General features: G+C 73.4%; 10 protein-coding genes. All 10 read right to left on the bottom strand.

Going from position 1 to position 14,445, the window contains the following annotated elements; translation table 11 throughout:
- Positions 1-4: 4 nt before the first annotated feature.
- On the bottom strand, positions 5-727 hold the full coding sequence (locus ACZ7M2_RS17040; protein ID WP_471595899.1) for an alpha/beta fold hydrolase: 723 nt from the start codon (positions 725-727) through the stop codon (positions 5-7).
- A 42-nt stretch (positions 728-769) separates the two neighbouring features.
- Positions 770-1,741 (bottom strand): alpha/beta hydrolase, encoded by a 972-nt coding sequence (locus tag ACZ7M2_RS17035; protein ID WP_471595898.1) that lies wholly within the window; start codon positions 1,739-1,741, stop codon positions 770-772.
- 138 nt (positions 1,742-1,879) lie between these two features.
- Positions 1,880-2,758, bottom strand: coding sequence for a helix-turn-helix domain-containing protein (locus ACZ7M2_RS17030; RefSeq protein ID WP_471595897.1), 879 nt, complete (start codon positions 2,756-2,758; stop codon positions 1,880-1,882).
- A gap of 172 nt (positions 2,759-2,930) precedes the next feature.
- Positions 2,931-4,829, bottom strand: a complete 1,899-nt coding sequence (locus ACZ7M2_RS17025; RefSeq protein ID WP_471595896.1) for an AfsR/SARP family transcriptional regulator — start codon at positions 4,827-4,829, stop codon at positions 2,931-2,933.
- On the bottom strand, positions 4,808-5,605 hold the full coding sequence (locus ACZ7M2_RS17020) for a helix-turn-helix domain-containing protein (RefSeq protein WP_471595895.1): 798 nt from the start codon (positions 5,603-5,605) through the stop codon (positions 4,808-4,810). Before ACZ7M2_RS17020 ends, ACZ7M2_RS17025 begins: the two co-directional genes overlap by 22 nt.
- 114 nt (positions 5,606-5,719) lie before the next feature.
- Positions 5,720-8,629 (bottom strand): AfsR/SARP family transcriptional regulator, encoded by a 2,910-nt coding sequence (locus tag ACZ7M2_RS17015; RefSeq protein ID WP_471595894.1) that lies wholly within the window; start codon positions 8,627-8,629, stop codon positions 5,720-5,722.
- A 206-nt stretch (positions 8,630-8,835) separates the two neighbouring features.
- Positions 8,836-10,131 carry a CHAT domain-containing protein gene (locus ACZ7M2_RS17010; protein WP_471595893.1) on the bottom strand — a complete coding sequence of 432 codons (1,296 nt, stop codon included), beginning with the start codon at positions 10,129-10,131 and terminating at the stop codon, positions 8,836-8,838.
- The gene (locus tag ACZ7M2_RS17005) at positions 10,128-11,717 is read right to left on the bottom strand and encodes a hypothetical protein (RefSeq protein WP_471595892.1); all 1,590 of its coding nucleotides are present in this window, start codon (positions 11,715-11,717) and stop codon (positions 10,128-10,130) included. Before ACZ7M2_RS17005 ends, ACZ7M2_RS17010 begins: the two co-directional genes overlap by 4 nt.
- A 3-nt stretch (positions 11,718-11,720) precedes the next feature.
- Positions 11,721-12,950 (bottom strand): hypothetical protein, encoded by a 1,230-nt coding sequence (locus ACZ7M2_RS17000; protein WP_471595891.1) that lies wholly within the window; start codon positions 12,948-12,950, stop codon positions 11,721-11,723.
- Complete coding sequence (locus ACZ7M2_RS16995; protein ID WP_471595890.1) at positions 12,950-14,332, bottom strand: hypothetical protein; 1,383 nt, start codon at positions 14,330-14,332, stop codon at positions 12,950-12,952. Before ACZ7M2_RS16995 ends, ACZ7M2_RS17000 begins: the two co-directional genes overlap by 1 nt.
- Between the last annotated feature and the right edge of the window lie 113 nt (positions 14,333-14,445).

Raw genomic sequence — 14,445 nt, 5'->3', positions numbered from 1 at the left:
TCGCTCAGCCGGTCGCGCGGACCGCGTCGCGGATCAGCTCGGCGACCACCTTCGGCCGGGACACCGCGACGGCGTGCGAGGCGCCCTCGACCTCCAGGATCGTCGCCCCCGCACGCTTCGCGCCGAAGCGCTCGACCTCGGGGTTGATCGCCTGGTCCGCGGCGGCGACCAGGGCCCAGGAGGGCTTGGTCTTCCACGCGGCGGCGCCGGCCGTCTCCGTGAACGCCCCGGCGGCGAGCGGACGCTGGGCGACCGCGAGCACCTTGGTGACCTCGGCGGGGACGTCCGCGGCGAAGACGGACGGGAACGCCTCGGGGACGATGGTGACCTCGACGGCCGGGTCACCGCCCTCGACGGGATACGTGGCCTGCTTCAGGCTGCTGCCCAGCGGTGAGTCGGGGAAGCGCCCCTGCAACTCGCCGAGGCTCTCGCCCTCCTCGAGGACGTACGCCGCGACGAAGACCAGGCCGACCACGTTCTCCGCGGTGCCGGCGACGGTGATGACCGCGCCGCCGTAGGAGTGGCCGACCAGCACGACGGGGCCGTCGATCTGCGCGGCCACCGAGGCGATGTACGCGGCGTCGGAGGCGAGAGAGCGCAGCGGGTTCGGCGGCGCGACGACGGGGATGCCGTGGTTCTGCAGTTCCGCGATGACGCCGGACCAGCTGGCGGCGTCGGCGAACGCGCCGTGCACGAGCAGGGCGGTGGGGGTGGTGTTCCCGGACATGACTGTGTCTCCTTGTCGGTCTTGGCGGTCTTGTGGACCGGGTCAGCTGGCGTGCAGCACGGTGTGCAGCGTGCGGGTGGCGAGTGTGATGGCGGCTTGGGCGGCGTGGGTGGGGCGCAGGGCGTTGAGCATCACGAAGTCGTGGATGATGCCCTGGAAGCGCACGGCGGTGACGGCGACGCCGGCTTCGCGGAGTTTGTTGGCGTAGGCCTCGCCCTCGTCGCGCAGGACGTCGGCCTCGCCGGTGATGACCAGGGCCGGGGGCAGGCCGGTGAGCTGCTCGGTGGTGGCGCGCAGCGGGGAGGCGGTGATCTGGGCGCGGTCGGCCTCGTCGGTCGTGTACTGGTCCCAGAACCACTGCATGCCGTCGCGGCGCAGGAAGTAGCCTTCTGCGAACTGGTGGTAGGAGCCGGTGTCGAAGTTCGCGTCGGTGACCGGGTAGAACAGGACCTGCTGGAGCAGCGGGACATCGCCGCGCTCCTTGGCCATCAGGGTGAGCGCGGCGGTCATGTTGCCGCCGACGGAGTCTCCGGTCACCGCGAGGCGGCTGCCGTCCAGGCCCTTGGTCGCGCCCTGCTGCACGACCCACTGCGCGACGGTGTAGTTCTGCTCGATGGCGACCGGGTAGCGGGCCTCGGGCGAGAGGTCGTACTCGGGAAAGACCACGGCGGCCTCGGCGCCGACAACCAGTTCGCGGACCAGGCGGTCGTGGGTGTGTGCGTTGCCGAACACCCAGCCTGCGCCGTGGATGTAGAGGATCACCGGGAGGGTGCCGGTGACCCCGGCGGGCTTGACGATCCGGGCACGGACGCTGCCCGTCGGACCGCCCGAGACGGTGATCCACTCCTCGTCCACCGCCGGCTTGTCGATCTCGCCGGACTGCACCTCGTCGACGGCCTTGCGACCCTCCGCCGGGGCGAGGTCGAACAGGTACGGCGGATTGGCGGTGGCCTCCGCGAAAGCGGCGGCGGCCGGTTCCAGTACAGGCTTGACCGGCTCTACGGCGTCGGACATGGGAATCTCCTGAAGCGTTGTTCCTGGGTACGCCGGGCAATGCTCCGGCCTCGTATCCACGCTAGAGGCGCGGTGCGGGCGTGAATGGTCCGTCAGCGCACCGCCGTTGAACTCACAGCGCCCAACGCGTCGATCACCTCAGCGGCGCCCGGTGGGCGTGCCGCGGCCGACGGTGTTCCGCCATTCGCTGGGCGACATGCCGTACGCGGCCCGGAAGACCCGGCTGAAGTGGGTGGCGCTCATGAACCCCCAGCGGTTGGCCACCGCCGCGATGGTCCGACCTCCCCGGGCCCGGATCATCAGGTCCCGACGGCACTCCTCGAGCCGGCGCCGCTGGATCCACCGGCCGACCGTGGTGCCCTCGTCCTGGAAGATCCGGTGCAGATAGCGCGCGGAGATGTGATGGGCCCCGGCGATCGTCTCGGGGGAGAGGTCCTCGTCGGTCAGGTGCAGGTCGATGAACTCCAGGATCCGGGCCCTCAGCGGTGTCCGGGCGTCGGGCGTCGCGGTGGCGTCCCGGCCGAGCCGCTCGGTGGCGAGGGTGGCCAGCACGTTCACGGCGTTCCAGGCGAGCAGGTCGCCGACCGGCGGCCGGGACGAGGAGGCCGTGTCGGCGAGTTCCGACAGGAACGGTGACAGCAGGCTGCCCAGCCGGGACACACGGGGTACCGGTGTCCCCGCGAGCCGGGCCACATCGGCCGCGTCGAGCCCGAGCGACTCGTACCGCACAAGGAACACCTTCATGCGGAACCGCTCGGGGAAGTCGAGCGTCGCCGGACCGTGCGCGTCGTAGAAGCAGATGTCTCCCGGCCCGAGGAAGACGTCCTCGGGCTGCCGCGGACCGTGCGCGCCGCTCCCGCCGCGTACGCCTGCCGCGCCCCGTATGCCTACGAAGAGGTACTCGCCGCTGTCCCGGGCGACCAACCGGTGTGCCCGCCGGGCCGGGTAGGGCCGGCCCGCCCCGGGCAGCTCCGCGGGCGCCGTGCCCGAGACGACGATGTCGAGGCCCATGGGCATGCGGCACCTCCCGGTCTCACCTGTCTCGTCCGTCTCACCGCGGTCGGTCCGAACGGTGCTGAAACTGGACGTCATCCGCCGTTGCCTCCGAGCGCTGCCGAACTGTCGAGAGGAGCGACGACGCCTCGTGGGACGGTCGTCCACTCCGCTCGGAGAGTAGGTCGGGGCAAGTTCAAAAAGAGTGACGCGGGAGTGACAGGGACTCCGTCGCGGCGGCCTCGCCGGCCTCCGCGAGCTCGGCGGCGAACGCGCGCAGCAGGGTGTGCACGGTGTAATGGCCCGGCGCGTCCTCGCACACGAGATGGGCGTCGGCGAGACGGTCGAGGATCGGCCGGGCCTCGCGGGGCGACAGACCGGCGAGCCCAGCGGCGATGTCCGCCGCGATGCCGGGGCCGGTGTGCAGCGCCACGAGGCGGAAGAGCCGGGCGTCGCCGGGCGGCAGCGACCGGTGGGACGCGGCGAACGCGGCGCGGGCGTCGGCCGTCCCGCCGACGCCCGCGAAGGCGTCGAGGGTCCCGTGCGCGGCGCGGAGTTCGGCGGCGAGGGCGGCCAGCGGGAAGCCGGGGCGGCTGACGGCGCGCGCGGCCACGATGGCCAGGGCCAGCGGCAGCCGGCCGCAGCGTTCGATGATCTCCTCGGTCGCCCCGGGTTCGGCGGCCGGCCGCTCGGAGCCGACGCGCAGGGCCAGCGCGGCGCGGGCGTCGGCGGCGGACGGCAGTTCCAGACGCAGCGGCCGGGCCCCGGAGGTGATCAGACCGGGCAGCCGGTGACGGCTGGTGACCACGGCCAGACAGCCCGGGGCGGTGGGCAGCAGCGGGCGTACGTCCTCGGTGCGGGCAGCGTCGTCGAGCACGACGAGGACGCGGCGGTCCGCCAGCAGCTCGCGGTAGAGGTCCGTGAGCGCGGCCATGTCGTCCGGGAGGTGCCGGGGCGGTGCTCCGAGTGCCACCACCAACCCGCGCAACGCCTCACCGGGTTCCGGCGCGGGCCTGGCGGCCGCATCGTGACCGCGCAGCTCGACGTAGAGCTGGCCGTCCGGGAACCGAGGTGCGATCGCTTGGGCCCAGTGCACGACCGACGCGGTCTTCCCGACGCCCGCCATTCCGCTGACCAGGATCGTCCCGGGCGCCTCGGAGGACGCCGTCGCCCCGGCGAGGGCGGTCAGCTCCCCGAGCTCCTCGCTCCGACCGGCGAAGACCGTCAGGCCGGGCGGCAACTGGGCCGGCCGGGCGAGGAGTTGCACCGGTTCGGACCGCGCTGTCCTGACCGGTCGGTGCACCGGGGGCGCGGACGCACGCACCTCCTGACGGAGTACCCGGGTGTGGGCCGCGCTCAGCTCGGCGCCCGGGGCGACCCGCAACTCCGCGGCCAGTCGACGCCGTACCTCCTCGTACGCCGTCAGCGCCTCGGCCTGCAGTCCGCAGGCCGCCAGCACCATCACGAGCCGGGCGTGCAGGGGCTCGTCCAGGGGCTCGAGGTCGATGGCCCGGCGCAGGCTCGGCAGCACGAGGCCCGCCGTGCCGCACAGCAGGGCCGCGTCGGCCGCCATCCGTGTGGTGAGCACGAGTTCGTGCTCCACGGCGCGGAACAGGGCGTGCTCGCGAGCCGAAGCGGGGAGCCCCATCGCCACCGGCCCGCGCCACTCGCCGAGGGCCCCGACGAACCGCCGTACCGCCTCCTCGGGCCGACCGGTGGCGACCGCCCGCTTGCCCCGCAGGGTGAGTTCGCGAAACCGCAGCAGATCGATCTCGTCCGGCTCCGCGTCCAGCAGGTAGGCACCGGTGCGGCGCGGCAGACGACGGCCGGGCGCCCGGGGCGGCAGCCCCGGTTCGAGCAGCCGCCGCAGCGCACCGATGTACCGGCGCACCACGTTCGGGGCGCTGGCCGGCGGACGGCTCGCCCACAGCACGTCCACGATCTCGCTCACCTGCACCGGCCGCCCCGCCCGCACCATGAGCAGGCCCAGGAGGGCGCGTTGCTGCGGGAACCCCAGATCGAGTTCCCGCCCAGCCCGCCGGACCCGCAACGGACCCAGCACCTCGAACCGCATCACCTCGTCGCACTCTGCCATTCGCTGGGGGACATGCCGTAGGCGTCCCGGAAGGTGCGGCTGAAGTGCGAGGGGCTGCTGAACCCCCAGCGCTGCGCCACGGCGGCCACGCTCGGCCTGCGGTTGGCGCCGCGGCCCAGCTCGCGCCGGCACGCGTCCAGCCTGCGCCGGCGTATCCACTGGCCCACCGTGGTGCCCTCCTGCCGGAAGAGCTTGTGCAGGTAGCGGACGGAGATGTGGTGGGCGAGCGCGATCGACTCCGGTGACAGATCCGGATCCGTCAGATGTTCTTCGATGAAGGCCTGGATCCGCGACACCGTCTCGGTGCCGACGTCCGACGCGTCGGGAGTCTCCTCCCCGAGGAGTTGCATGACGAGCACGGCGACGAGGTCGACGGCGGAGCGGGCGAGCCGGTGGCCCGTCCTCGACCTGCGGAAGTCCGTTTCGGCGGCGAGCGCCCGGAGGAAGTTGGACACCAGCGCGCCGACGCCCTCGTCGCCCCGCACGCGCCGGCCCATGATCCGGTGCAGGTCCGAGGGCGACACCCCCAGGTGACCGCGGGGCACCCGGAAGACCGTCAGCCGGCAAGGGCCGCTGAAACGCAGGTGGTCACGCCGGGCCGGATCGTGGAACACCAGGTCGCCGGGGGCCAGGAACACCTGGGTGCCGCCCCGTGTCACCGAGACCGAGCCCTGGACGTGCAGTCCCAGGTGCAGGAACGCGTCGTCGGCCGGGTCCGGCAGCCGGAAGAGACGACGGACCGGTGCGGTGTCGCGTGACATCACCGAGTCGATCATGAGGACTCCCGAGGTGAGATGTCGGGCCCAGGGCCCTGACGGAGGAAATTCTCGACGTCCATGCTCGCCCTTGCGGATCGCGGGCGTCTGCGCGGTCCGGGCGTTCGCCCGCGTTCAGGCGGAGCCGAGTCGCTCGTCGCGTTCACACAGTCGGGCGCGGACCTGTTCGGCGTCGGGGTGGCCGAGTTCGGTGAGCAGGACGAGGGCCGCTCGCCAGGATTCGCGGGCGCTGCCGTGGTTGCCCATCGCGAGGTGGGTGTCGCCGAGGCGGGTGAGGGTCTCGGCCTCCAGATAGGGCACCCCGAGCTCCTGGTAGAGGGAGAGCGCGTTGCGGTAGCCGAGCAGGGCGTGCGGATGGCGGCCCAGGTGCTGGTAGGCGTAGGCGATGCTGTCCCAGGTGCCCGCCTGGCCGTAGCGGTCCCCCAGGTCCTGAAGCATGGTCAGGGCCTCGAAACAGTGGCTCAGCGCCTGCCGGTGCTCGCCGAGCAGGGCGTGGTACCAGCCCACGGAGTTGAGGACGCTGGCCTGTGCGGCTCGCAGGCCGGCGCTCCGGAACAGCTCCAGGGCCAGCTGGTTGTGGCGCAGGGCACCGGGCAGGTCGCCCCGCTGCTCGCTCTCCCAGCCCAGACTTCGGTGGGTGTCGGCCCGTCCGACCGCGTCCCCCAGCCCGGTGAAGAGCTCCAGAGCGCGTTCGAGACGCGAGCGCGAGCGGTCGAGCAGGCCCAGCCTGCCCTCCGCGCGAGCCAGCGCCCGCAGTCCGCGGGCCTGCATCGCCGGGTCCCCGAGCCGCTCGGCGGCATCGAGCGCGGTCTGCTCGACGACCGCCCAGTCGTGCCAGGCTCCGCGCCGGTCGAAGAAGGGCTCCAGGGACCAGGCGAGCAGACAGGCGAGCCGGTCGTGACCGGAGCCCGCGGCCGCGTCGACGACGGCGAGCAGCCCCGCGTACTCGGCCGTGAGCCAGGCCAGCGCGGCGGTGTCGTCGGCGAGCGGCTCAGGGACGCTCTCGGGAGCGGGCGGCTCCAGCGGCATCGGGTCGTCGTGCGGGGCGAGCAGCAGACCGGCCGCGCGGGCGGTGTGCAGACAGTGCTCGAACAGCCGCCGGACGGCCGCGTCGCGGTCTTCGCCGGAGTCCTGGGTGTGGACGAGTTCGGTGGCGTGGGCGCGCAGCAGGTCGTGGAAGGCGTACCGGCCGGGAGCGTGTTCGTTGAGGAGGTGGACGCCGGTCAGTTCGCTCAGCAGCCGCCGGGTTTCGCGCACCGGACGTCCGCCGAGGGCGGCCGCGGCCGGTACGGAGAGGTCGGGGCCGGGATGCAGGGCGAGCAGCCGGAAGAGCCGGGCGGCCGGGGCGGAGACGGCGGCCAGGGACCAGGAGAAGACCGCGCCGACGTCCGCCGAGGTGTCCGGGCGGGCGAAGGCCTCGAGACTGCCGTGCGCCTCGCGCAGTTCGGCGGCGATCGCCGACAGCGTGAAGTCGGGGTGGGTGGCCGCGCGGGCGGCGACGCAGGCCAGGGCGAGCGGCAGCCCGGCGCACAGAGCGGTGATCTCGGCTACGGCCCAGGGTTCGGCGTCGATGCGCGCGGCGCCCAGCCGCCGGGCGAGGAAGGCGCGGGCCTGGTCGGCGTCGAAGGGACGCAGGGTCAGCGAGCGGGCTCCGTGCGCGGCCACCAGCCCGGACAGCTGGTTGCGGCTGGTGACGATGGTGAGACACCCGGGGGTACCGGGGAGCAGCGGTTTCACCTGGTCGGTGTCGCGGGCGTTGTCCAGCAGGACGAGGAAGCGGCGCCCGGCCAACAGGCTGCGGTAGAGCGCGGCTTGGGCGTCCACGCCGTGCGGGACGCGCTCGGGCGGCACACCCAGGGCGTCCAGGAACCCGCGCACGGCCTCGGCCGCGTTCATGACGGCGCCCGACGGGTCGAACCCCCGTAGATTGACGTAGAGCTGCCCGTCGGGGAATCGGTCGGCGACCTGATGGGCCCAGTGCACGGCCAGCGTGGTCTTCCCGATTCCGGCCATGCCGCCGATGGCGCTGATCACCACCGTCTCCGCGGGCGCCCTCTCACCGGTGAGTGGCCCGAGTGCCTCGTCCAGTTCGGGTTCCCGCCCGGTGAACGTCGGCAGGTCGTGCGGGAGTTGGGCGGGGGCCGGCACCGGAGGTGTCCGCGGGTCGGCGGAACCCGGGCCCGTTTCCTCGGCCCCGGGGGCGACCGCGTCGGCCTCGGCCACGTCCGTCCGGGCCACGTCCTTCGCCGCCGTGCCGGGATCGTTCAGCAGCACCGTCCGGTGGGCTTCGCGCAGCTCCGGACCCGCGTCGATGCCCAGCTCGCCGGCGAGCCGGGCACAGGCCTTCCGGTAGGTGCTCAGCGCCTCCGCATGACGAGTGTCGGCGGCCAGCGCGAGAATCAGCCGTGACAGCAGCGGTTCGTCCAAGGGATGCTCGGCGGCGGCCCCGCGCAATGCGGGCAGGACCGTGCCGGGGAGACCGGCGAGCAGCGCCGCGTCGGCCGCCTCCCGTACGACGGTGACGTACTCGCGGCTGAGCAGGCCGAACGCCGCGTGCGTCCGTACCTGTGCGCCGATCCCTGTGGCGACCGGCCCCCGCCACAGGGACAGCGCCTCGGTGAACAGCTTCGCGCTGCGTGTGGGCACCCCCTCCGCGGCGGCCTGCCGGGCCTGGTCCCGCAGTTCACGGAAGCGCAGGAGGTCCAGGGAGCCGCTGTCGGTGAGCAGCCGGTAGCCGCCCGCGTCCCGTACCAGCCAGTGGCCCGTCGCCCGCGCGGGCAGTCCGGGCTCCAGCAGCCGGCGCAGCGCACCGACGAGACGGTGCACCACGTTGACGGCGGTGTGCGGCGGGCTGTGCCCCCACAGCGCGCCCACGATCTCGCCCATGCCGACCGGTTGATCGGCCCGCACCAGCAGCAGCGCCAGCAGCGCCCTCTCCTGAGGACGCCCCAGGTCCAGCTCCGTTCCCGCGCGCCAGGCACGGACCGGCCCCAGAACCGAGAACCGCACCGGCTCCAGCCCCAATTCGCCCCTCCTCAAAGAATCCCCCAGGGATTCCACCCCAGGAATTCCACCCCAGGGATTGACCCTACGTCACAGAGTGTGTTAACGCGCGTCACAGCCCTCTCGGGCGGCGGCACGGCTGTCGTGGTGGGGTGTGCTCGGGCAGCGGGGAAGCAGCCGGTAGCCGGCGGCAAGGGCCGGTGCGAGAGGGCGACGGGGATCGGTCGTCATACGACGACGCAGCTCATGGCCGCCCACAGCAGGGGCGAATGCTCGATCCGGTGGCCGGTGCGCCAGCGGTCCAGCTGCTCCCGCTGCCAGAGACCGAGCCGGTGCACGGGGTCGGGGTGCTCGTGGGCGGTGTCCACGGCGATGATCGCCTCCGACAGCGGTCGTACGGACTCGGCCAGACCGGCCAGCCGGTGGAACGCGAAACTGGTCGGCAGCACCCAGCGGGTGGCCGTGACCAGTTCGGCACCGTTGTGGATCATCGCCGACGCCAGGCCGAACGACTCGGTGAACCGGAGATCGCCGCCGCTCTCGCAGGCGATCAACGCGACGCGGCGCGGCGCGGGCCAAAGGCGCGAACCCGGAACGCCGTCGGCCCGCAAGGTGAGGGTGCCGAGCAGGAGGTCCTTGGCGGACAGCGGCCGATGGGTACGGACCGGCTCGGTGAACCCGGTGGTCCCGGGGCCGCAGCACAGGTGGAGCGCCGCGTCCTCGCTCTGCCCGTGCTCCACCGGCGCCCCGCTCACATGGCCGACGTACAGGAGTCTGCGCGCGCCCTCCCGGAGAACGCGGCTCAGCCAGTCCCGGTCGAGGTCGGTGCGGCGGAAGGCCTCGGCGGCGGTGGCGAGCGGCGGCTCGACGACGCCTGTGTCGAGGTGGCGCCGTACCAGCGAGAGCAGTGCGGGGTCCGAGCCGGCCGGCCCCAGTACCGAACCGAGCGGGGAGTCGGCCCGGAATCCGGGCACCCGGGGGTCGAGGACGAGCACGACCGCGTCGCCGTCGCCGTCGGCTTCGGTGGTGGGGGCCGGGCGGGCGGCGGTGCCGGGCTGCTGCCGCAGTGACACCGGTGCGGTGGTCACGACGTCCGCGAGGTCGAGGAGCCGGACGTCGGTCTCGTCGTCGACGGCGAGCAGTTCCCAGGGGACCTGAGCGACCCGGGGCGACGGCTGGATCCGGACCAGCGGGCGGGCGCCGCCCGCGGACACGTGGCGCAGCTGCTGTGTCAGACCGATGGGCCACAACGCCTCGGCCAGACGCCGCGCGAGACGGTGCTCGGTCCGGTGATCGGCCATCGCCCCCGAGGTGAACGCGCCGCGCATCCCCTCGTCCGGGCCGGGCAGCGCCGCGGCCAGCGCACGGACCGCGCCGTCGACCTCGTCCCTGGGCGCGTACCCGGTGCCGAAGCCCTGAGCCCCGCTCGTCCATCGCCAGGCCATGAACAGGTCGCCCGCGTCGGCCAGCCGGACCTGGACGACGGGGCGCGGTGTCGTCGGGCTGCCGTCGTTGTCGGTCACCAGGACTGCACCGTTTCCTCGCTCACGACCTTTCGGTGATACCGGGATTCGGCCGCCTCGACGTACTCCCGCAGCGCCGTGCGGTCGTGGTCCGGCGACATCAGTACCTGGGGCGGCGGTCCGATCCGCAGACCGCCCCAGGTACCGATGTCGCCGGACGTATGCCCGTACGTCTTCATCGCCCCGTCCGGGAAGACCGCCGCACCCGCGGCGGACTCCGGGGGCGGGGTGCGGTGGTCCAGGGCCAGTGGAGCGCCCGCGCAGCGGAACTCCACCAGTTCGAAGAGCAGCCCCTGATCCTGGCGGCGTACCGCGAGGCGGAAGGCCAACCGCATGGCTTCCTGGGCCAGTCGCAGCCATTGGCTGCGTGCGTGGCCCGTGGCGAAGTCGTAGCGTGCCGCCTCCAGTGCCAGGGCGGCGGGCAGTGCGAGCGTGAGAGCGGCGTCGACCGCCGCCCGCTCGTGGGCCCCGTGGTCCGACCGGTTCAGACGGTCCTCGATGCTCGACGCGACCATGAAGTCCGCCTGTGCGCAGCGCTCGTAGACACCTTGTGCCTCGTACACCTCGCGCGCGCCCTCGGTCAGCCGCTGCATCTCGGCGATGTCGCCCCGGCCGTAAGCCTGTTGGGCAGCCAGCAGCATGGTGTCCGCGGCGGCGATCGAGGCACCGGCCTGTTCGAAGCGGGCGAGGCCGGCCGCCATGAGGTCGTCCGCCCCGGTGGTGTCACCGCGCCCGGCGGCGAGAAAACCGCGGGCCTGCTCACAGATCGCGAGATCGCCGAACTGCCGCCGACGCTCGAAGACCGACGACGCTTCGGCGTACAGCAGCTCCGCGCGGTCGAGGTCGCCACGGCGCATCGCGACATACGCCCGGTGGGCGATCAGCTGCGGCTGCTCACCGGTTTCCCCCAGCGCCCGGAAGCCCTCCTCGGCGCGGACGAGGTAGTCCTCGGCGAGGTCGAACCGCCCGGTCGAGGCACAGACGAGTGCCAGGTCGGTGAGCAGGTGGGGCACGGTCGGTACGGTCGGGGGCGTGGTGGACACCAGGGCCGAGGCCAGCTCTTCGGCCGCGCCCCACTCGCTCCGGGACATCAGCAACTGGACGCGATTGTTGCCCAGTTCGGCGGCGCGCGTGCCGTCGCCGCCCTCGAACTCGGACAGCCGGGCCGCAGCCTCGTCGAGACACGCCTGCGCCCGGTCCAGGTTCCCGGTCCTGCGCGACAGGTCGGCCTTGCCGATCAGTACCTTCAGCAGGTCGTCCAGGAACAGCTGGCGGCCGAGGGGTCCCATCGGCGTGGACTCGATGTCACGCAGCAGGCCGAGGGCCCGCTCGATGGCGGTCGCCGCCCCGGTCAGGTCCGTGGCGGCGAGCTGAACCATCCCGATGTCGGCCAGCAGATGCGCTCTGAGGAAGCGCACATCGGGCGAGTCCTCGAAGTCCTCGGCAGCGGCGAGCAGTTGCTCGTAGCAGGCGTGCGCGGCGGCGAAATCCGCCGTCCGCAGGGAACGTTCGGCCGTGGCGAGGCCCGTGTCGAACGGTTCGCCGAACAGCTGCACCACCACCTCCGCGGTCTCCTCGTCCGGCATCAGTCAGTAGTCCTCTTCGGTGGTCGTGGCGGCGGCGATCTCGGCGAGGAACGGGCCCATGGGTGAGCTCCGTGGCGCGGGTTCAGCACCGGCCGCCAGCCGTCGCCGGACCAGGGAGCGGATCGCGTCGCGGTCGGCACGGACGTCGGCGCCGGCACCGGGGTCGAAGCCGGGGAGCAACACCTTTACGTCGAGGTGCGGTTGCCCCGTGGCCGGTACGTTCAGCTCGGCCCGGCCGGTCCACAGGTCGTCCCGCCTGCCGAGCCGGATCCGCTCCGCCGTGCCGCCGTCCACGCGCACCTCCGCCACGAGGGGCACACCGACAGCGGGTTCCACGGCGTCGGCGAGGACCTCGACCTCGATCTCCCGTCGCGCGCCGGTCGCCCGGGCGGTCCAGGTCACCGCGTTCTCGGCCGCGTCGACGAGACCCGGCGGATAGCGACGCCAGTCGTTGACGCCTGTTCCCCGTGCGATGACCCGGCCGCTCGGGACGTGCGCGGTGCCCGCGGCGAGGGCGTAGCCGCCCGGTCCACCCGGGCGCGTGAACAGCCCACCGGACGCTGGGCGTTGATCGAGTGAGGACCGGAGCCGGCGCAGCGCGGTGGTGTCCAGTCCGGCGTTGTCCGCCGCGGCGTCGACCAGGCGCAGGACGTTCTCGAGGAGCCGCGCGGTATCCGATGGCGCCGGTACGGAGTGCCACCACCGGATCAGTGGATCGAGCCCGGCCTGATGCTCGCCGATCAACTGGGCCGCGCAGTCGTCGGGCTGATCGTCGAGCGAGTCCGAGTCGAACAGCTGCTGGCACTGACAGGAGAGCGCGGCCAGCTCCAGGCCGAGCACGTCCGGTTCGAGCGCGGGTATCCGGTCCGGATACGACGCGGGCCACCACCGGGCCGCCCAGTGTCCCAAGGCGAGCCGGGCGGCGCTGCCCGCGAGAGCCGTCGCGTCCGCCGCTGCCCGCAATTCGTCCGGCTCCGCCGCGGTACACGCGTGGACGGCGGCCGCGGTGCGCTCGCCGTAGACCGCCCACAGCCACTGCTGGGCGCGGCCCACGTCATGGACGTACGCCGTCGGCGGGCCCGGGTCCTCGGCGACCGGCCAGACGAGAACCGCGCCCGCGACGTCGAGAACGGCCTGGGTGAAGGCGGGGCGGTGGGTGCCGGGCGCCTCGGCGGTGATCCGGATCGTGCCGTCGTCGGCCCGTCCGACGCGGACCTCGGTCTCCGCCGCCATCACGCGCTCCTCGGCTCGGCGGTCTCGGTGTACGAAGCGGTCGCCGACAGGGCGCGCAGCGCCGACCGGACCCGAGCCCGGTGGTCCATTATCACCGAGCGGCTCACGCCGTCGAGTACCGCCCAGACCGACGCCACGTCGTCCAGCGGGGCTTCGCGGACGTCCCGCCCGTGCAGCCGCACCCACAGCCGCCTCATGTAGGCGACCCATGGCGTACGGAGGTCATCGGCGAGCGCGGCCAGCGGACCGCCGTCGGGGTCCGGAGAGGTCGTCATCCTGCGGGCGCGCAGGACCGAGGCCTCCCGTTGCCAGCGGGCGTCGACGGCGCGGTGTGCGGCCGTCCGCCGCGGCACGCAGTCCCCGCTGCCCAGCGGGTCGAGACCGACCGCGAGCCGGCCGCCGACGACCACGGCAACGCGCAGGCTCTCGTCGCACAGTCCGAGCGGAGCGCAGCTGCGGCCGACCTCCCGCCGGACGAGCTCCGGCACCGTGGGCAACTGCTCGCGCAGGGCCGACGCCTGCAACACCACGAAGATCCGCTCGAACACCGTACGGTCGAGCGGCGCCGAGAGCGTGGCGGTCGATGCGCCGCGGCCGACCTCCGGGCGCGGCGGCACCTGATGTGTGGTCAGTTTCAGGTGGGTGGGCAACTCGGCGCGCCCCCAGACATCGTTCGCGACACCGCCCGGGCCCGCCCACAACGCGCGGCCGACCAGACTCCCGTAGGCGCCGTCGACCATCGAGGTGAAGGCCGGCGACCGCTTCTCGGCGCCCGGAGCACCGCAGGCTTCGAGCACCTCGGCAGCCGCGGCGGCCACCGCGTCCGGGACGTCGGCCGGGGCCGGCGCACGGCTCGCCCACGCCGAGGCCAGCTCACGGTCCAGCCGTGCGTACCGGGCCGGGTCGGCGAGGTGCTCCTTCAGCGCTTCCACCGTGCGCCCGCCGGCCGCGTCCGCGACCTCTTCGAGCGCCGCCCTGGCCAGTCCGTCCGCACCGGCCGACGGCGCTCCGTGCTCGGTGGCCAGTTCGAAGCAGAGCCGGAAGTAGAGGTCCTGCGGGTTGCCCGCCACGATTCCCAGCGCACGGCGGGTCTTCTTCAGCAGGGTGAACCATCCTGCCGTTGCCTCAAGACGCGCGCCCGTCTCCCGGATCAGCGCCTCCAGGTGTACGGCCTCCCGCGGGCCGAGGAAGTCCCCCGCGAGTTCCGGGTGCAGCGACGGCCTGATCACCAGCGGCAGCACGATCAGCTTCACGGTCCGGGTCAACGGCGCGCCACCGGGCCCGCTCAGCGACTCCAGCCCCGGGCCCAGGGCGCGCCAAGCCCGGTCGATGATCATGGCTCGCGGAGCGTGTGCGCCGGTCGGCCTGCTCGGAGACGGCATGCGCCCAAGATTACGGCGCCTCGAGAACAGGGGACGGCCGAGGGACGAACCTGGGATCGGTAGGGGCCGCGTCGCGCCTACCGTCCACGTCGTCGCACCTGAGCCGCACCGCA

Source organism: Streptomyces sp. NPDC111507, assembly GCF_055638955.1.
Note: the sequence above shows the minus strand (reverse complement) of the source record. Positions and strands in the feature narration are given on the sequence as shown.